Raw genomic sequence first — 18,335 nt, 5'->3', positions numbered from 1 at the left:
AAAAACCGACAAATATGGCTATGGCTTGAAGGTCTATCTAAACGGAAAGTATAGTGAACAAGCCTCAGCGAATCTGATGTATGCCCAATCGAAAGAAGGCATGAAGAAATTAGGGATTGCATTAACCAACATGGCTGGAGAAATGATCGGAATGTATAGTCTCTATCGCTTATTCACTGGGACAGATCCCGTCACAGGAAGCAAAGTAAGCCGACTAGAAGCAGGACTGTGGGTCGCATTATTATTACTTCCACAAGCAAAAATGGTAGAAGCAGTCAAAACATTACGAGCAGGAGATCGGGCCTTGGCAGGAGCTGCCTTAACGGAAGCGGATCTAATGATACTAAGTAAAGCCGGTTATTTTGATGATGTTGCTAAGATTAATAAGATTGAGAAAGTTAGTGGGGCTAATCAAAAAGTAGTAGAGGAAATAACCAATCCTGTTTTAGAAGCTCCTAGATCTGGAAGCGGACTGAAGGTTGATGATATTAAACCAGTTAAAGGGAAAGGTTCTGTTTATGATATTGACCCGTTAACAGGAAAACCACCTACAAAACAAACTCAAATTATTATAGATGAATTTCCTAATGTTCCAAAAGCACATGGTTTCTCTGATATTATTGATAATTATGCTGGTTTAGCAGAAGTCACGGATTTAGGTAATGCTAAATTATATCAAATTCAAGGAAGCCAAAATGGTGTTATGGGACGTTTTGAGTGGATAATTCAAGACGGAAAAGTTACGCACAGAATGTTTGTCAGAAATCCAGAATTGAATGGAGTGCCTATAAAATAATGAATTATATCGATGAATTTAAAAAAAATAATATTCCTTTTTCTTGGAATGAGCTTAAAATAGGTAGATTTGGTTATTCAGAAAACGAATTTTATTTACAGGGTATACTTGATGATGAATTTGTAATGAAATACACCTTAGATTATCTATCTAAAAATGAAAATGAGGAAAATTCGTATGTGTGGGAGCTTGGAAGTCTATTTTCACCATATGACGAGAACGAAATATATAAGCTTCTTGATTTAATTGAAGATTCTAATGAAAAAGATTTGGTGTCCTATTATAGATGGCGGTGGATTTTAGTCAATAATCTATTGAAGAAAATCTTAGATAAAGACTATGTAAATGCTTTGTTAGAAATTAGTGAATTCTGGCTTGATCTGAAATCCCCTTTCGATATGCCTTATCAATATCAAGGTGTGGAAAATGAATTAACCCCACAAGAATTTTATACTGAGGAACACTTATCTAAAGTTATTTCTGACCATAAAAAATGGTTGGAAGATGAAAAAGAGAAGTTAAATTAATAGTTATCAAAATAAAAAAGGCACTTTACTATCTGATTGGCGTCGGATAGTAAAGCCTTGACTAGTAAGGGTAAACTCACTAATCAAGTTGCCAATAGCTAACAAAAGCTAGCTATATTTAAAGAAGCGAATGAACTTTGTCGCTTCTTTTTCTAGTTTTAGGGCGTAAGTCACAATCCCGAGAAATCCAGTGGGTCTGATAATCTGTTAAAATCTAATTTAATAAAATACAATAACTCGAGCCCATCGCAACGAATAGAAATAGTAAAAACCGACAAATATGGCTATGGCTTGAAGGTCTATCTAAACGGAAAGTATAGTGAACAAGCCTCAGCGAACCTGATATATGCCCAATCGAAAGAAGGCATGAAGAAATTAGGGATTGCATTAACCAACATGGCTGGAGAAATGACCGGAATGTATAGTCTCTATCGCTTATTCACTGGAACAGATCCCGTCACAGGAAGCAAAGTAAGCCGACTAGAAGCAGGACTGTGGGTCGCATTATTATTACTTCCACAAGCAAAAACGGAAGCGGATCTAATGATACTAAGCAAAGCCGGCTATTTTGATGATGTTGCTAAGATTAATAAGATTGAGAAAGTTAGTGGAGCTGGTGTTCCAAATCCAGATTTGGGGGTCGTTCAATCAAGAGTTAATATAGCAAATGGAAGAACGAGATTTACTCCAACTAGACCCTCGACAGGAAAACCAGTATCAGCGGGATTCGAACATGTGCTAGATGGACATTTTAACCGACCTATTGCGAATAGTCGTTCTATTTTTTCTATAACAGCAGATAAATTGAAACAGGTATTGCAATCTCCAAATGTTGTGAAGTCAACAGTTATAGATATGTCTGGAGGACAATACAAAAGAATTGTAGACACCGGTGAAATAATTGGAAATACAGCATTAAAACACGGTGGTAATCCTACTAGCTGGATTGAAGTTATTACGGATAGGGCAGGAAATCTAATTACTACTTATCCAGTTCCAAAACCTTAAAGGTATTATATGGAGGTAAAAATGAGCGAAGAATTGATTAATGAAAAACTATTAAAAGATTATTACGAAATTTTTAATGATTCCGAAAAATTGAAAGATTTTTCTAATTATTATAAAGCGTTAGTACAAATTGTTAAAAAGTATCCTTTAGAATTTACAGATGAAGTTAGAGACGAATGGGGATTAAATGAACTTCTTAGTATTGAAGAAAAGAAGTATATAGTTGACAAGCCTGATATTTGTTTAAATATGGAAAAGAAACGACTGGTAAGAAATTATGAAAATATTGATACGTTAGCTATGGCTATTAGAGATACTTTATGGGATATGGTTACTGTGTATTCAGGAAAAGACTGTCCAATAACTCCAAATGATGAGTTGAGATATATTAAAATAGTTTATGAAGATAATTCTGATAAGATACTTTTAGAGTGTGCAGGATGTGGATGGACAGAGGATATTGATGGAAACGAGTATACTGGACCTGTTGGAAAAGTATTTCCTGTTAATAAAGAGGAAATTAAAAATATATAAAATAATAAAAAAGGCACTTTACTATCTGATTGGCGTCGGATAGTAAAGCCTTGACTAGTAAGGGTAAACTCACTAATCAAGTTGCCAATAGCTAACAAAAGCTAGCTATATTTAAAGAAGCGAATGAACTTTGTCGCTTCTTTTTCTAGTTTTAGGGCGTAAGTCACAATCCCGAGAAATCCAGTGGGTCTGATAATCTGTTAAAATCTAATTTAATAAAATACAATAACTCGAGCCCATCGCAACGAATAGAAATAGTAAAAACCGACAAATATGGCTATGGCTTGAAGGTCTATCTAAACGGAAAGTATAGTGAACAAGCCTCAGCGAACCTGATATATGCCCAATCGAAAGAAGGCATGAAGAAATTAGGGATTGCATTAACCAACATGGCTGGAGAAATGACTGGAATGTATAGTCTCTATCGCTTATTCACTGGAACAGATCCCGTCATTGGAAAAAAGTGTGGAGCAAAACAGATTTAGTGTTTTGTTCCACACTTTTTTTAGTTTTTCTCTTGCTATTCCTAATTTTTTGCGTATGTTATACAATGAACTCTAAAAGGAAATGGAAAAAGGAGAAAAGAATGATGGCGCAAAATCAAAAAAAGTTCAAAGAAATAATCATCAGCTTATTGTATGTTATCGTACCACTGATTTTAGGAACAATACTTAGTCTATGGCTCAAGCTATCAATTTACATACCCACAGCTACAATTTATGCAATCATGTTGTTATTTCTCGTACCGGCTGACAATTTCTTTCATAGTAGTGTAGACTACAAAGCGAAAAGCATCAATCCTACTTACCGACCACCCACTTCAAAAATAGATGGAGGAACGAAGCGTGAGCTGCTTCATTTTATTCTGGTAGTGATCTCGTTGATCTTCTGTCTTGTGGGATGGTATCTTAGTTCTCTATAACAAAGCTAGCTGCTTTACTTTTTACGCAAACTGTTGATTCTGCTTGAATTATGTTAAAATAAGTAGACCTGTTTTACAACAAAATCTTACCCAGAATAAAGGTGTGAAATCATGGAGCCATCCATTACAGATAAAAAAATCAACGAAGAATTAACGACATTATTAGCCTTGATCGGTGAAGATGAATTGATTCAGCGTTACAAAGAATTAGAAGAAAAAGTTCAACATAACGAGAAGCTCGCGGACTTAGTAGAGCAAATCAAAGCTGCTCAAAAAGATGCTGTCCAATTTGCCCACTATGATAAACCCGAAGCAGAAAAGGCCGCAATCAAACGCGCAGATGAATTGACCAGAGAATTTGATGAGCATCCATTAGTTGTTGCCTATCGCGAGCAACTAATGGAAGCCAATGACCTCTTACAACACGTCACAGACATGATCCAATATAGAATCAACGAAGAATTAGAGAAGGAAGGGTAACAATGCCTCAAAAAACGAAAAATACACCCATGATGGAACAATACTTAGCGATCAAGGACCAATATCAGGATGCCTTTCTATTTTATCGATTAGGGGACTTCTATGAAATGTTTTATGAAGATGCTGTCAATGCCTCGCAATTGTTGGAGCTAACATTGACTAGTCGTAATCGTAACGCAGATGACCCAATCCCGATGTGTGGGATCCCTCACCATGCGGCACAAGGCTATATTGATACATTGATCGAAAAAGGCTACAAAGTCGCAATCTGTGAACAAGTGGAAGATCCTAAAACGACGAAGGGAATGGTCAAACGAGAAGTCGTCCAGTTGATCACGCCTGGAACAGTGATGACCAGCAAAGGGTTAGATGCCAAAGATAATAACTATCTGACTGCTATTGTAGAAAAAAATGGAACATTTGGATTAGCTTACGTGGACTTGAGTACAGGTGAGTTAAAAACAGCTGTGCTAACGGATGAAGATGGCGTAATCAACGAAGCTTCCGCACTGCAAACGAAAGAAATCGTCTTAGGCAGTGCTATATCTGAAACATTGCAGCAAACACTAAAAGATCGTTTGAATATTATTTTTTCTGAACAAGATCATGCCGAAGAAAATGCAGAGTTCAGTTTCTTAACAAGTGAATTGACTCAGCCATTAGAAGTCGAAGTAACTGGAAAGCTCCTAACCTATTTAACGGTGACCCAAAAACGAGGGTTATCTCATATCCAAAAAGCAGTCGAATATCAGCCAGATCATTTCTTAAAAATGGATCACTACTCAAAATTTAACTTGGAGCTGACACAATCGATCCGAACAGGCTTAAAAAAAGGCACCTTGCTATGGTTGTTAGATGAAACAAAAACAGCAATGGGCGGCCGTCTATTGAAGCAATGGCTAGATCGTCCTTTGATCCAAGAAAAACAGATCCAAACGCGCCAAGAAATGGTTCAATCCTTACTAAATGCTTATTTTGAGCGAGTTGATCTGCAGTCGACCTTAACGAAAGTCTACGATTTAGAACGTTTAGCTGGTCGCGTTGCTTTTGGAAATGTGAATGGTCGAGATTTGATCCAATTGAAAACATCCTTAGAACAAGTTCCGCTAGTTCGTGAGCTGATCGTTGGGATCAATCAAGGCGAATGGAATGATTTATTAATTGACTTGAATCCAGCAGAAGATATTGTAGAGCTGATCAATCGAGCAATCAATGAAGAAGCACCGCTTGCAATTACAGAAGGAAAGATCATTAAAGACAACTACAATGAAAAATTAGACGAATATCGTGATGCTATGCGTCATGGCAAACAATGGTTAGCTGAACTAGAAGCCAAAGAACGCCAAGAAACAGGAATCAAAACCTTAAAAGTTGGTTTTAATCGAGTATTTGGTTATTACATCGAAGTGACGAAATCGAATCTAGCCAATTTAGCAGAAGGCAAATATGAACGAAAACAAACCTTGGCAAACGCTGAACGCTTCATAACCCCAGAGTTAAAAGAAATGGAAACCTTGATTTTAGAAGCGGAAGAAAAATCAGTTGATCTTGAGTATCAATTATTTTTAGAAGTGCGTGAACAAGTCAAAGCGAATATCGAACGTTTGCAAAAACTAGCGAAAACAATCAGTGCCGTAGATGTTTTACAAGCTTTTGCCACAGTCAGCGAAAGATATCAATATGTTCGCCCAATACTGAAGAGCAATAGCAAAGAACTGCAAATCATTGAAGGACGTCACCCAGTAGTGGAAAAAGTTTTAGGACATCAAGAATATATCCCAAATAGTGTCCGAATGAGCAAAGAGAACATCATTCTATTGATCACAGGACCGAATATGTCGGGTAAAAGTACGTATATGCGTCAATTAGCTTTAACGGTAGTCATGGCTCAAATTGGCTGCTTTGTTCCCGCTGAGTCAGCTGAGTTACCAATTTTTGATCAAATATTTACACGAATCGGTGCATCTGATGATTTAATTGCAGGTCAAAGTACTTTTATGGTTGAAATGATGGAAGCCAACCAAGCGTTAAGGCATGCCACACCAAACAGTCTGATTCTATTTGATGAATTAGGCCGAGGCACCGCAACTTATGATGGTATGGCATTAGCGCAAGCAATCATTGAGTATATCCACCGAGAGGTCAAAGCAAAAACGCTGTTCTCCACGCATTATCATGAATTAACGGTGTTAGATGAAAATTTGCCCGGCTTGAAAAATATTCATGTCGGTGCCGTAGAAAAAAATGGGGAAGTTGTCTTCTTGCATAAAATGATGGACGGACCAGCGGATAAAAGTTATGGTATCCATGTTGCTAAGATTGCTGGCTTACCAAGTGCATTATTAGAACGCGCAGCAACAATCTTATCAGCGTTAGAAGCAGAAGAACAGCCACTCAAAACGGTTGAGTACTCAAACGAAATCAATGAAGATACCGAACAACTTTCATTATTCAAGGAAGTATCCACCGATGAATTAGGCGTGATCGATACCTTGAAAAAAATCAACCTATTAGAAATGACACCAATGGATGCTTTAAATAAGCTGCATGAATTACAAAAAAGAATTTAAATTTAAAAACTGAGCAAGGAGACGATCGAATATGGGGAAAATTCAAGAACTATCCGAACAGCTTGCCAATCAGATCGCTGCTGGTGAAGTAGTAGAACGTCCTGCATCAGTGGTCAAAGAACTTGTAGAAAATGCGATCGACGCCGGCAGTACCCAAATCGATATCTTTATTGAAGAAGCAGGGCTAAAGACAATACAAGTCATCGATAATGGGGAAGGAATTGCGAAAGAAGATATCTTAAATGCGTTTAAACGACATGCAACCAGTAAGATCCACACAAGAGATGATTTGTTTCGCATTCGTAGTTTAGGGTTCCGCGGAGAAGCCTTACCCAGTATTGCTTCTGTATCAGAAGTGACGCTTGAAACAGCCGTTTCGGATGAAGAAGAAGGTAGTTTTGTCCAAATGAAGGGCGGAAAAGTCGAAGAACATCGTCCTTCTGCCTTAAGAAAAGGGACTAAAATCACAGTCGCTAATTTATTTTTTAACACGCCTGCCCGCTTAAAATACGTCAAAACGATCCAGACAGAATTAGCCAATGTTGGAGATATTGTCAATCGCTTGGCATTAAGTCATCCGACTATTGCATTTCGCTTAGTTCACGACGGCAATAAAATGATGAACACAGCCGGTAATGGAGAGTTAAAACAAACGATTGCGGGGATCTATGGAATCGGCACAGCCAAGAAGATGCTGAAAATCACAGCAGAAGATTTAGATTTTAAACTGACAGGGTATGTTTCGTTGCCAGAAGTCACGCGCGCTAGTCGAAATTATTTATCGACGATCATCAATGGTCGTTATATCAAAAATTTTGCATTGAACAAAGCGATCGTGGAAGGCTACGGCTCGAAGCTAATGGTTGGCCGTTTTCCGCTAGCAGTATTAGAAATTGAAATGGATCCTTTGTTAGTGGATGTAAACGTTCATCCCACCAAACAAGAAGTTCGTTTGAGCAAAGAAAAGGAATTAATGGCTTTGATCAGTGAAGCAATTCGCGAGGTTTTGAGCCATGAACAATTGATTCCCAATGCGGCAGATAATCTTGGCTTTAAAAAGAAAGTGGAACTGCAAGCAAAAGTCGAGCAGATGGAAATTCCTTTAACGGAACAAGAAGCCTCAGCCCAACCTATCAGAAAACCAGGGAGCTTAGGCTATGATGCGATGAGCGGGAATTTTTTCATCAAAGAAACACCAGCAGCATTTTCAACCCAAGAAACACATGCTGAAAAAGCAGAACCACAGACAGAACAGCCAGTAGACAAAGAAGCGTTGATGGCGTATGCCTTCAGCTCACCTTATGCTGAAAAACAAGACGCTGATGATACCCAATCAACAGAACAAGAACCAGAAGTGACAGTAGAAGCCCAAAAACAAGCAGAAGCGACAGCTATTGATGCACAAGTTTATGAAGAAGAATTAACTCTGCATCCTGAATTTGATTTTTCAGCAACCGGTGCGCAAAATGAACTAAACAAAGCCTTGAATAAGTTGTCTGATGAACGTCCTAAAGAGCGTTTTCCAGAATTAGACTATTTTGGTCAAATGCATGGTACTTATCTATTTGCACAAAGCAAAGATGGGTTATATATCATCGACCAACATGCGGCGCAAGAGCGGATCAAATATGAATATTTTAGAGAAAAAATCGGTGAAGTAACCAATGATCTGCAAGAACTACTGGTGCCAATCGTGATCGATTATCCAAATAGCGACGCCTTAAAGATCAAAGAACAAAAAGAAACACTAGAAGAAGTAGGAATTCATTTAGAAGATTTTGGGCAAAACAGCTTTATTGTTCGTTCCCATCCGACTTGGTATCCTGCAGGCGAAGAAGAAACGATCATTCGAGAAATGATCGATATGTTTTTGACCACAGGATCAGTCAGTGTAAAAAAATTCCGTGAAGCAACTGCAATCATGATGAGCTGTAAACGCTCGATCAAAGCGAATCACTACTTAAATGAACAACAGGCGAGAGTGTTGTTGAAGGATCTGCAAACATGTGAGAATCCCTTTAATTGTCCTCATGGTCGTCCGGTCTTGATTCATTTTACGAATTCAGATATGGAAAAAATGTTTAAACGAATCCAAGATCCACATTAAAAATAAAAGGAAGAAGGTTTTATCCTAATGACAGTGATCCTTGCCTCTCAATCTCCTCGCAGACGTGAGCTGCTGAGTCGAGTTATTTCTGATTTTAAAGTGGTGCCAGCTGACATCAATGAAGAGGTCAAAGACTACTTCACACCAATGGACTATGTATTGACGATGGCAGCCCAAAAAGCGATGCATGTGGCAAAGCAATACCCTAATGATTTAGTGATTGGGTCTGATACAATCGTAACGATCGATAATGATATATTAGGAAAACCGACTTCTAGAGAAGATGCTTTTCGGATGCTTAGACAGTTGAGTGGTAGAACGCACAAGGTCTACACTAGCGTTGTCTTGATGAAAGATGATCAAGAATCCTCAGCAACGGTTCCAGCTACAGTAGAATTTTATGAGCTGACGGATGAAGAAATCAATCACTATTTAGATACAAAAGAATACCAAGACAAAGCGGGTGCTTACGGAATTCAAGAGCAAGGTGCGTTATTGGTGAAAAGTATCCAAGGCGATTTTTATTCGATCGTGGGTTTGCCAATTGCGACTTTAAATCGTATGTTGGCAGCATTTGATTAGTTACAAACAAATGAAAGAAGGCAACCAAGCAATGAAATGTTCACAAACAAGAGCGATCCAAACACATATCATCACGTATCCCTATTTAAACTTCCATAAGACCCTATTTGGGGGACAATTAATGGCCTGGTTAGATGAGACAGCGGGTATTTCAGCCGTTAGAGTTTCAAGAGCGGCAATCGTGACCGCATCAGTAGATCATTTAGATTTTTTGGCGCCATTGAAAGCTAGTCACTCTGCATGTATCGAAGCGTATGTATCAGGGGTCGGTACACGGTCAATTGAGATATTTGCTAAAATAATTGGAGAAGATTTATTGACGGGTGACCGTTATTTGGCAGGTACTTGTTTTATGACATTTGTTGTACCTAAAGGAGCTAGTTTACCGGAGAAAATCGAGCCTGAAACGAAGGAAGAACACTTTATCTGTCAGGGCTACGAAGCAAGGAAGCAAGTTAGGCAAGCAAAACGACAAGAGAGTCTTGCTCTTGCCAGTAATGTCGATTTAGATATTCCTTGGAACTAAGAAAGAATGAAACACTGATTTTCTAAACAGGAAATGAGTGTTTTTTTCTCAATGATGCTATGATAAGACTAATAAAAAAGTAAGGGTGTGATTTGTCATGGAAAAACCATCAAAAGAAGAATTGAAAAAAAAGCTATCTGCTATTGAATACGCTGTGACGCAAGAAAATGCGACTGAACGACCATTCACAGGGAAGTATGACGACTTTTACCAAGAAGGTATTTATGTTGATGTAGTTAGTGGTGAACCCCTTTTTAGTTCAACAGACAAATACGACGCAGGGTGTGGCTGGCCAGCGTTTACTAAACCAATTGAAAAGCAAGGAATCAAAGAAAACGAAGATGTCTCGTTAGGCATGCGGCGTGTTGAAGTTCGTAGTAAAGAAGCAGATTCTCATTTAGGACATGTTTTCACAGACGGACCTCAAGAGCGAGGTGGGTTGAGGTATTGCATCAATGCGGCAGCCTTACGCTTTATTCCTGTTCAAGAATTAGAGAAAGAAGGATATGGCGAATATAGATCCTTATTTGAATAAAGTGAAAGCTTATCTAGGCAGGTGAAAACTGCTTAGATAGGCTTTTTTTACTATTTCGCAGTAAAAACAAATGTTATTTCTTTATTATATAATAATGATTGCTATTTTCAGCTATATCGAGTATTATAAAAATATTCCGAAAATTAAAATTAGGAAAGAAAACAATTGTTTATTGGGGAGAAAAAGATGAAAAAAACGAATATAAAGAAATTAATTAGTGTTATGATGCTATCTACTTTAGTATTAGCAGCTTGTGGCAGCGGTGGTAAGACCGACTCAACAGACAGTAGCACCGATAGTAAAAAAGCGAGTGGGGAACAGCTTTTTAGATTGGTCGTTCAACAAGAAATGCCAAGTGCAGATCTTTCAGTAGCAACAAATACGATCAGCTTTTCAGCATTGAATAATGTGTACGAAGGGTTATACCGTTTAGATGACAAGAGCAGACCACAACCAGCTGGAGCAACAGAAATGGCACAGAAAAGCGACGATGGTTTGACATATACCTTCAAATTGAGAGAAGATGCAAAATGGTCAAATGGTGATCCAGTTGTAGCAGCTGATTATGTCTATGGTTGGCAACGGACAGCTGATCCTAAAACAGCAGCAGAATATGCTTATATGTTTGAACTAGTGAAAAATGGAGCGGATGTATCGGCTGGTAAAAAAGGCCTTGATGAATTAGGAATAAAAGCAACTGGGGATTATGAGTTGGAAGTAACATTGGAACAGCAAACACCCTATTTCGATTACTTGTTGGCATTCCCCTCATTTTTCCCTCAAAATCAAAAAATCGTTGAAAAAAATGGCAAGGACTACGCAACAACAAGTGAGGCAGCTGTCTATAATGGACCATTTACATTAACAGATTTTGATGGACCAGGAACAGATACTGATTGGTCTTACACAAAAAATGATCAATATTGGGATAAAGAGGCTGTTCAATTAGATAAAATTGAAGTAAAAGTAGTAAAAGAAGCACCAACTTCATTGAATCTTTTCCAAGATGGACAAGCGGATGATGTGATCTTAAGCGGAGAATTAGCCCAACAAATGGCAGATGATCCAGAACTTGTCATTGAAAAAGATGCTCGGACTTCTTATCTTGAATTTAATCAAAGAGACGAGAAATCACCTTATCACAATGCTAATCTAAGAAAAGCAATCTCTTATTCAATCGATCGAGATGCATTGGTTGATCGTATTTTAGGAGATGGATCAGTTGCTTCTAAAGGGTTAGTTCCAGCGGGAATGTCATTTTCACCAGAAGGCAACAAAGACTTTGCTGATGAAAATAAAAATATTTTGACTCACGATACTGAAAAAGCCAAAGAATACTGGGAAAAAGCGAAAAAAGAATTGGGAATTGATTCATTCAAGTTTGATATCGTTGGAGACGATACAGATTCTACTAAGAAAGTATTGGAGTATATCCAAGGCGCAGTGAAAGAAACCTTAGATGGCGTGGATGTAACAGTAACTAACGTACCGTTTACAGTTCGCTTAGATCGTGGTAAAAATGGCGATTTTGAAGTGATCATGGGTGGTTGGGGTGCTGATTACGCAGATCCGAGTAGTTTCACAGATTTATTTGTAACAGGCGGTTCTTATAACAGAGGACGCTACTCAAATGAAAAATATGATCAACTAGTAGAAGATTCTAGAACGACAAATGCCTCAGATCCAGAAAAACGTTGGACAGACATGCTTGACGCTGAAAAACTATTGATAGATGAGATGGGTGTTGCACCAGTTTATCAAAAAGCAGAAGCGCATATGCGTAGTAAAAAAGTACAAGGTGTTGTCGCTCATGGAGCTGGCGCAAGATATGATTATAAATGGACGTATATTACTGAATAGATGAAGAAACTGAGGATAGACTGTCACTCACAGAGTGACAGTCTATCCTTTTTTTATCTTAATAACTACACATTTTTCAAGCTACTGATTTCCTCTGATTTGTGGTAAAATAGAAACGTATGTGCGTGTAAAACGCAAGATGTGGTGAACAACAACAGTTTTTGCTTTAACCATATCGAGAAAGGTGAATTATGTACGAGTATATCATTGGTAAAGTGACCTTTATCAGTCCTTATTATATTGTAATCGAAACAAATGGAATCGGCTATCAGATTTCTGTAGGAAACCCCTATCGTTATTCTGGCAAGACGAACGAGAAAATTAAAATCTACGTTCATCATGTTATTCGTGAAGATGCCCATCTATTGTATGGCTTTGGTGACCTAGATGAAAAACAACTCTTCTTAAAGCTGATCAGTGTGTCAGGGATCGGACCTAAAAGCGGTCTAGCAATCATGGCTTCAGATGATCATGGCGGCTTGATCAATGCGATCGAAAGTGAAGATGCTGCGTATCTAACTAGATTCCCGGGTGTAGGTAAGAAAACGGCACAGCAAATGATTTTAGACCTAAAAGGAAAACTTGGGGAACTAGAAACATCAGATGCAGCTGTAGAAGCCATGACCAAAAGACCAGATACACAATCAGTTAATCAATCATTGACTGAAGCCTTAGAGGCATTGAGCGCATTAGGCTATAGTGAAAAAGAAATCAAGCGAATTACACCAAAACTAGAAGAACTAGGCAAACAGCCAACAGATGAATACTTACGCAATGCACTGAAATTTATGATGAAACGCTAAGGAGGAATGGCTATGACAGAAGATGAAAGACTACTTTCCGCTGAAACCAGCGAAGGGGAGGAGTCTCTTGAAAAGTCGCTACGCCCGCAGTTTCTCGAGCAATATATCGGTCAAGACAAAGTAAAACAAGAGCTTACGATTTATATTGAAGCGGCCCGTAATCGTGAAGAAGCGCTCGATCATACTCTTTTGTATGGACCACCAGGACTTGGTAAAACTACGATGGCCATGGTGATTGCCAATGAAATGCATGTCAATATCCGTACAACGAGTGGACCTGCGATTGAGCGTGCCGGTGATTTAGTTGCTATTTTAAATGAACTCGAGCCAGGGGATGTTTTATTTATCGATGAAATCCACCGTTTGCCACGAATCGTTGAAGAGATGCTCTATTCAGCGATGGAGGATTTTTATGTAGATATCATGGTGGGGCAAGGAACAACGGCTCATCCAGTCCATTTCCCATTGCCGCCGTTTACCTTGATTGGAGCAACAACCCGTGCAGGTATGCTGTCTGCACCACTTCGAGATCGCTTTGGTATCATTTCTCATATGGAGTACTATGAAACTCAGGACCTAAAAGAAATCGTGTTACGTTCTGCTGATATTTTTCAAACAGAAATCGTTGAAGAAGGTGCCTTTGAAATTGCCCGCCGGTCTCGTGGGACACCGCGGATTGCCAATCGTTTATTAAAACGTGTTCGTGATTTTGCTCAAGTTCAGTCAGATGGTACGATCGACCGCAGTATTGCGGATCAAGCATTGACCTTGCTGCAAGTTGACCATCAAGGATTAGATTATGTCGATCAAAAATTATTGAAAACAATGATCGAATTATATGGTGGCGGACCTGTTGGATTGAGTACCTTAGCTGTGAATATCAGTGAAGAGACTGAGACCGTTGAAGATATGTACGAGCCTTATCTGATTCAAAAAGGATTTATCAAGCGGACACCAAGAGGACGAATTGCAACGGCACTTGCCTACGAACATTTTGGGTATGAGTCTTATTATCAAGAATAATCTATTCAACACTCAATTTGTTTATTCAAACATGGATAAACAAATTGAGCGTTTTTTATCGGCAATAAAAAACAACTGTTCATTAAGACGAATTAGTTGTTTGCTACAAAGATAGAAACTATACTAAAAGAAAATAAACGCAAGGGCGTGGAGAAAATGCAAGAATTATTTGATCGAAAAGTAAAACTAGTTCCAGCAATTGTTTCGTTAGTATTATTAGGAGGTGCATTTTACTCATTATTGAATACGGCATTTATTTTGAATTTTTGTATTATTCTCATTGCAGGATTAATAGGAATGTATTTGATGTATGGTGTGGAAGGCATTAAACAATTATATTCTCCACTAAGAAAAGGTTCGGTTAAAATTATATTGATTGCCTATGTGCTAAGTTGGATAACTGCTCTCTTAGCAAAAGTTTTAGCTGGGGCAATCGGACAACCAACTGCTGCCAATCCAATCGTAGATGAATTTAGTCATGGAATAGGCCCCGCGCTTACACTCTTAGGGAAAACGTTATTCATGCTTGCAGGAGAGGAAATCATTACAACGATTCCGCTGATTTTATTGGTCCATGTAGCATTACGTTATAAAGTTGAACGAAAGACCGCTATCATTGGTTCTGTTATTTTAACAAGCCTTATGTTCGGATCACTACATTTATCGACTTATGATTGGAATTGGTTCCAGTGTTTAGTTGTGATTGGTTTGACCCGAATTCCATTTACATGGGCGACATTAAAAACGAATTCAATCTGGGCGGGCACGATCATTCATATCGCTTTTGACTGGCTGATTTTTATAGGAGTCATGTTGGGGACCTTAGCACATTAACATTCTTTTACAATTGTTATGGCTATACCAATAGGTGGTATAGCCATAACATTTTTTTGGATTACATGCAAATAATATATCTCATCATAGAAGAAGTGAGTGTTTGATTAGAAAAATAATCGTATCATTTGCACAAAATATTTTATGCTCTTATAGTTAATAGTGTACCAATTAGAAAAAATAAGCGAAAGGATGGGAATTATGGAAAAGAACACGAGAAAAAAAGGTTTTGTGTCGTACTTGACAACGCAAGATGAAGCAGGGGTAAATATCTCTTGGGGGGCAATTATAGCGGGATTAGTTTCCTTCTTTGCGATTTTCTTTACCTTAAGTTTGATTGGTTCAGCAATTGGTTTTGGGATCGTTAAACCAACATCAGATAATCCTTTAGATGGTGTGGGTATGGGACTTATTATTTGGACAGTGGTGACATTTGTCCTTTCATTATTTTGTAGTGGATTTATAGCTGGTGTAGCAGCACGTAGAGTCGGTTTAGTTCATGGTTTTTTAACATGGGCAACGAGTGTTTTAGTATTGATTGCGATTCTTTCTTATACCGCAATCGGCGCATTTTCAGCAATCGGTTCTCTATTTGGGAATATCGCTTCAGCAACAGGCAGCACGGTGGAAACTGTCGCTTCGGGTACATCCGATGCAATCAGTAAAGGCTTTGATAAAGTCACAGACAGCGTTCAATCAGTGGATACGACAGACCTTCAAGGTCAAGTGAAAAAAGTCTTGTCTGATACGGATGTAAAAGAATTACAACCTGATTACTTACAAGATAAAATGAAAGAAGCAACTGACGAAATCACAGATGCTGGGAAAGAAATTGTCAAAAATCCCGATAACTCTGATAAAATCTTTAAAGATACTGCAGATTCTTTAGAAGCCAAAGCGAAAAAAATCGGTGATTCAATCGATCGTCCGGCAATTGCAAATGCAGTAGCTAAAAATACAGATTTATCACAAGAAGAAGCAGAGCAAGCAACTGATAATATTTACAATGAATTACAAAAAGCATCGAAAGAAACACAAACACAAATTGAAAATGCTAAAACAAGTCTTGAAGATGCCAAAGAAGAGTTGGATAAAAATATCAAAGAAGCGAGACAAACAGCAGAGGATGCTTCAAACACAGTATCTAAAGCATCGATCTGGGGCTTTGTAGCGATGATTCTTGGTATGATCATCACTTCTCTAGCAGGTTTATGGGGTTCTAATTTAGTGAAAGACCCAGTGACTGAAAGTAAATTATAAAAGTATTCGACAACAGTACTCTGTAAAAAAAGGCATAGCATCGCTATACCTTCAGACTGTAAACAAACTCCTAAATTTGGAGAGTTGTTTACAGTTTTTTTGTTTTATACTAATTATATAAACTATTTTAGGATTGATTCCAATGATAAAAAAAACAATCTATTGAAGGTAGCAATTAATTTGCTATGGTAGCGATCGATGATCTTCTACAAAAAAATCACTTAGTTCGAAAGATTGACACTGCAATTCAGCTCAGTTTGATTTCATTTCCCCCATTGTAGAACCTATGTATTAGACCTCTAGTTGTCCCAGTATTGAGCCAGTAATCTTGATTAACCAATAAACAATTGTTTGTTATTCGTTCTATGAAACAGACAATTAAAGAAGTTAGCACAAATAGTACTTGTGGTTGGTTTTCAGGCTATTCTTTCGAAAATTGTATTTTTACGGAAGACCACTTTGTCTACAGTCTGAGAAGCCAGTCTGATAATCAATTTCTTTTTTGTTGTTTATGTACAATTAATAGTTTTCCTCGTTTTTTTTATACTACGTAAACAAGTGTAAATACTAGGCATTGGAATCCACAAAAGAGTTTTTATTTGTTTTAAATCAAAAAAAAAGGATAATGGATGCTTTTTGTAAGAGGAAACTATTTATTTTCTATTATTATTATATCTGTTAAATGATTAAAAACAACCCTTTTTTTAATTTTCTTCTTACTTTTTTCAAAAAAGAAGAGTTTTTAACTAGATAATTACACTTTTTATTGAACGTCAAATAAGCCGTCAATTTAGAAAGGATGAATCTTATGGCACGTAAAGGTGAAAATATTTATAAGCGAAAAGATGGACGCTGGGAAGGGCGTTATAAAAAAGGACGAAAAAAGAATGGTCAATTGAAGTATGGCTATATTTATGGACAAACGTACGCAGATGTTAAATACCGTCTCTATACCTACAAATTGCATTATCATGCGCTCATTCAGCAACAAGGAGAAAGTGGCTTTTCTTATGAAGAATGGACTATTATCTGGCTTTCCCAACAACAATCTACCGTCAAAGTATCTACCTATACAACCTATCTCTATAAGTTAAAGAAATACATACTCCCGTCAATCGGAAACTGTCCATTGAATCAATTAACGCACGAAACTGTTCAAAATCTTGTGAATAGTTGGCTTCAGTACGGTCTCAAAGCTTCAACCATCCATGTTTTGTACCAACTAGTAAAAAAAACATTAAAAGATGCGACAGAACAAAGCTATTTAAAGCAAACGCCCTGTACAAGAATTCGATTACCAAAAAAAAGACAAGTACGCGTACGTGCTATGACTAAAAAGGAACAACATGTGCTAGAAAGTTGTGCGAAGGGGCTTCCCTTATACAGAGGATTATCTGTTTTATTGGCTCTGAATTCAGGACTAAGAATAGGGGAAATTGCAGCATTACGTTGGACTGATATAGATTTGAAGCAGCGAATGATTCATATAACTCAAACCTTTCAACGCGTATCGTTAGAAGGTGGAATAAAAAAAACGCAACTGCTCATGGATAGTTCAAAAACAGAAAGTTCTAATCGAGTGATCCCTATTAGCACAACGTTATATAAATACCTAAAAAAGTGGAAAAAGAAGGCGCCAGGGAGTTATGTATGCTCCAATAGTGAACTGCCGAGTGAACCTCGCTTACTGACCTACTATTTCCATAAAATACGAAAACAATGCGGATTTGAGCATCTTCATTTTCATCAGTTAAGACATACGTTTGCGACCCGTTGTATAGAAACAAACTCAGATATTGTGTCGCTGAGTCGTTTATTGGGTCATACGTCTACAAAAACGACATTGGATATTTACGCCGATTCTATGGTCGAAAGTCGAATAAAAGTTATCACAAATATGAGTAAAGCATTGCAATAAAAAGTAAAAAATACCAATCATTTATAAATAAGTAAAACAAATAAATGTAA

Annotated in this window: 17 protein-coding genes and 1 pseudogene; all 18 read left to right on the top strand. The window is 37.7% G+C overall.

Annotated elements, in window-relative coordinates:
- Nucleotides 1–25: 25 nt before the first annotated feature.
- The 18 genes and pseudogenes from BCR24_RS09720 (at nucleotide 26) to BCR24_RS09640 (ending at nucleotide 18,285) form a co-directional block, all read left to right on the top strand.
- Nucleotides 26–796, top strand: a complete 771-nt coding sequence (locus tag BCR24_RS09720; protein ID WP_069640356.1) for a pre-toxin TG domain-containing protein — start codon at nucleotides 26–28, stop codon at nucleotides 794–796.
- Nucleotides 796–1,323 (top strand): DUF2247 family protein, encoded by a 528-nt coding sequence (locus BCR24_RS09715; RefSeq protein ID WP_069640355.1) that lies wholly within the window; start codon nucleotides 796–798, stop codon nucleotides 1,321–1,323. The genes BCR24_RS09720 and BCR24_RS09715 overlap by 1 nt, the downstream gene beginning before the upstream one ends.
- A gap of 291 nt (nucleotides 1,324–1,614) precedes the next feature.
- On the top strand, nucleotides 1,615–2,331 hold the full coding sequence (locus BCR24_RS09710; RefSeq protein WP_141707048.1) for a pre-toxin TG domain-containing protein: 717 nt from the start codon (nucleotides 1,615–1,617) through the stop codon (nucleotides 2,329–2,331).
- Between the two features lie 21 nt (nucleotides 2,332–2,352).
- Nucleotides 2,353–2,865 carry a hypothetical protein gene (locus tag BCR24_RS09705; protein WP_069640353.1) on the top strand — a complete coding sequence of 171 codons (513 nt, stop codon included), beginning with the start codon at nucleotides 2,353–2,355 and terminating at the stop codon, nucleotides 2,863–2,865.
- A 284-nt stretch (nucleotides 2,866–3,149) separates the two neighbouring features.
- Complete coding sequence (locus tag BCR24_RS16750) at nucleotides 3,150–3,350, top strand: hypothetical protein (RefSeq protein WP_141707047.1); 201 nt, start codon at nucleotides 3,150–3,152, stop codon at nucleotides 3,348–3,350.
- A gap of 548 nt (nucleotides 3,351–3,898) precedes the next feature.
- Nucleotides 3,899–4,267 (top strand): YlbF/YmcA family competence regulator, encoded by a 369-nt coding sequence (locus tag BCR24_RS09695; RefSeq protein WP_069640351.1) that lies wholly within the window; start codon nucleotides 3,899–3,901, stop codon nucleotides 4,265–4,267.
- A gap of 2 nt (nucleotides 4,268–4,269) precedes the next feature.
- Complete coding sequence (gene mutS, locus BCR24_RS09690; RefSeq protein WP_069640350.1) at nucleotides 4,270–6,837, top strand: DNA mismatch repair protein MutS; 2,568 nt, start codon at nucleotides 4,270–4,272, stop codon at nucleotides 6,835–6,837.
- 31 nt (nucleotides 6,838–6,868) lie between these two features.
- Entirely contained in the window at nucleotides 6,869–8,944 is a 2,076-nt protein-coding gene (mutL, locus tag BCR24_RS09685) for a DNA mismatch repair endonuclease MutL (RefSeq protein ID WP_069640349.1), read from the top strand.
- A gap of 27 nt (nucleotides 8,945–8,971) precedes the next feature.
- Nucleotides 8,972–9,526, top strand: a complete 555-nt coding sequence (locus BCR24_RS09680) for a Maf family protein (RefSeq protein WP_069640348.1) — start codon at nucleotides 8,972–8,974, stop codon at nucleotides 9,524–9,526.
- 31 nt (nucleotides 9,527–9,557) lie between these two features.
- Nucleotides 9,558–10,052 (top strand): acyl-CoA thioesterase, encoded by a 495-nt coding sequence (locus BCR24_RS09675; RefSeq protein ID WP_069640347.1) that lies wholly within the window; start codon nucleotides 9,558–9,560, stop codon nucleotides 10,050–10,052.
- Between the two features lie 97 nt (nucleotides 10,053–10,149).
- Complete coding sequence (gene msrB / locus BCR24_RS09670; RefSeq protein ID WP_069640346.1) at nucleotides 10,150–10,587, top strand: peptide-methionine (R)-S-oxide reductase MsrB; 438 nt, start codon at nucleotides 10,150–10,152, stop codon at nucleotides 10,585–10,587.
- A 186-nt stretch (nucleotides 10,588–10,773) separates the two neighbouring features.
- A complete protein-coding gene (locus tag BCR24_RS09665) occupies nucleotides 10,774–12,447 on the top strand; it encodes a peptide ABC transporter substrate-binding protein (RefSeq protein ID WP_069640345.1) in 1,674 nt (557 codons plus the stop codon).
- Nucleotides 12,448–12,638: 191 nt separating this feature from the next.
- Nucleotides 12,639–13,250 (top strand): Holliday junction branch migration protein RuvA, encoded by a 612-nt coding sequence (gene ruvA / locus BCR24_RS09660; RefSeq protein ID WP_069640344.1) that lies wholly within the window; start codon nucleotides 12,639–12,641, stop codon nucleotides 13,248–13,250.
- A gap of 12 nt (nucleotides 13,251–13,262) precedes the next feature.
- Nucleotides 13,263–14,273, top strand: coding sequence for a Holliday junction branch migration DNA helicase RuvB (ruvB, locus tag BCR24_RS09655; RefSeq protein ID WP_069640343.1), 1,011 nt, complete (start codon nucleotides 13,263–13,265; stop codon nucleotides 14,271–14,273).
- A 156-nt stretch (nucleotides 14,274–14,429) separates the two neighbouring features.
- On the top strand, nucleotides 14,430–15,107 hold the full coding sequence (locus BCR24_RS09650) for a CPBP family intramembrane glutamic endopeptidase (protein ID WP_069640342.1): 678 nt from the start codon (nucleotides 14,430–14,432) through the stop codon (nucleotides 15,105–15,107).
- 201 nt (nucleotides 15,108–15,308) lie between these two features.
- Complete coding sequence (locus BCR24_RS09645; RefSeq protein WP_069640341.1) at nucleotides 15,309–16,367, top strand: hypothetical protein; 1,059 nt, start codon at nucleotides 15,309–15,311, stop codon at nucleotides 16,365–16,367.
- Nucleotides 16,368–16,552: 185 nt separating this feature from the next.
- Nucleotides 16,553–16,810 (top strand): annotated as a pseudogene (locus tag BCR24_RS17130) (transposase); the annotation flags it as partial.
- A gap of 365 nt (nucleotides 16,811–17,175) precedes the next feature.
- Complete coding sequence (locus tag BCR24_RS09640) at nucleotides 17,176–18,285, top strand: tyrosine-type recombinase/integrase (protein ID WP_069640340.1); 1,110 nt, start codon at nucleotides 17,176–17,178, stop codon at nucleotides 18,283–18,285.
- The last annotated feature ends 50 nt before the right edge of the window (nucleotides 18,286–18,335 follow it).

The sequence above is a fragment of the Enterococcus ureilyticus genome, assembly GCF_001730315.1.
GTDB lineage: Bacteria > Bacillota > Bacilli > Lactobacillales > Enterococcaceae > Enterococcus_L > Enterococcus_L ureilyticus.
Note: the sequence above shows the minus strand (reverse complement) of the source record. Positions and strands in the feature narration are given on the sequence as shown.

Excerpts from the sequence above, each read along its gene's own strand:
- BCR24_RS09715 (WP_069640355.1), top strand. The coding sequence starts at position 796 with ATGAATTATATCGATGAATTTAAAAAAAATAATATTCCTTTTTCTTGG.
- BCR24_RS09705 (WP_069640353.1), top strand. The coding sequence starts at position 2,353 with ATGAGCGAAGAATTGATTAATGAAAAACTATTAAAAGATTATTACGAA.
- BCR24_RS09695 (WP_069640351.1), top strand. The coding sequence starts at position 3,899 with ATGGAGCCATCCATTACAGATAAAAAAATCAACGAAGAATTAACGACA.
- mutS (WP_069640350.1), top strand. The coding sequence starts at position 4,270 with ATGCCTCAAAAAACGAAAAATACACCCATGATGGAACAATACTTAGCG.
- mutL (WP_069640349.1), top strand. The coding sequence starts at position 6,869 with ATGGGGAAAATTCAAGAACTATCCGAACAGCTTGCCAATCAGATCGCT.
- BCR24_RS09680 (WP_069640348.1), top strand. The coding sequence starts at position 8,972 with ATGACAGTGATCCTTGCCTCTCAATCTCCTCGCAGACGTGAGCTGCTG.
- BCR24_RS09675 (WP_069640347.1), top strand. The coding sequence starts at position 9,558 with ATGAAATGTTCACAAACAAGAGCGATCCAAACACATATCATCACGTAT.
- msrB (WP_069640346.1), top strand. The coding sequence starts at position 10,150 with ATGGAAAAACCATCAAAAGAAGAATTGAAAAAAAAGCTATCTGCTATT.
- BCR24_RS09665 (WP_069640345.1), top strand. The coding sequence starts at position 10,774 with ATGAAAAAAACGAATATAAAGAAATTAATTAGTGTTATGATGCTATCT.
- ruvA (WP_069640344.1), top strand. The coding sequence starts at position 12,639 with ATGTACGAGTATATCATTGGTAAAGTGACCTTTATCAGTCCTTATTAT.
- ruvB (WP_069640343.1), top strand. The coding sequence starts at position 13,263 with ATGACAGAAGATGAAAGACTACTTTCCGCTGAAACCAGCGAAGGGGAG.
- BCR24_RS09650 (WP_069640342.1), top strand. The coding sequence starts at position 14,430 with ATGCAAGAATTATTTGATCGAAAAGTAAAACTAGTTCCAGCAATTGTT.
- BCR24_RS09645 (WP_069640341.1), top strand. The coding sequence starts at position 15,309 with ATGGAAAAGAACACGAGAAAAAAAGGTTTTGTGTCGTACTTGACAACG.
- BCR24_RS09640 (WP_069640340.1), top strand. The coding sequence starts at position 17,176 with ATGGCACGTAAAGGTGAAAATATTTATAAGCGAAAAGATGGACGCTGG.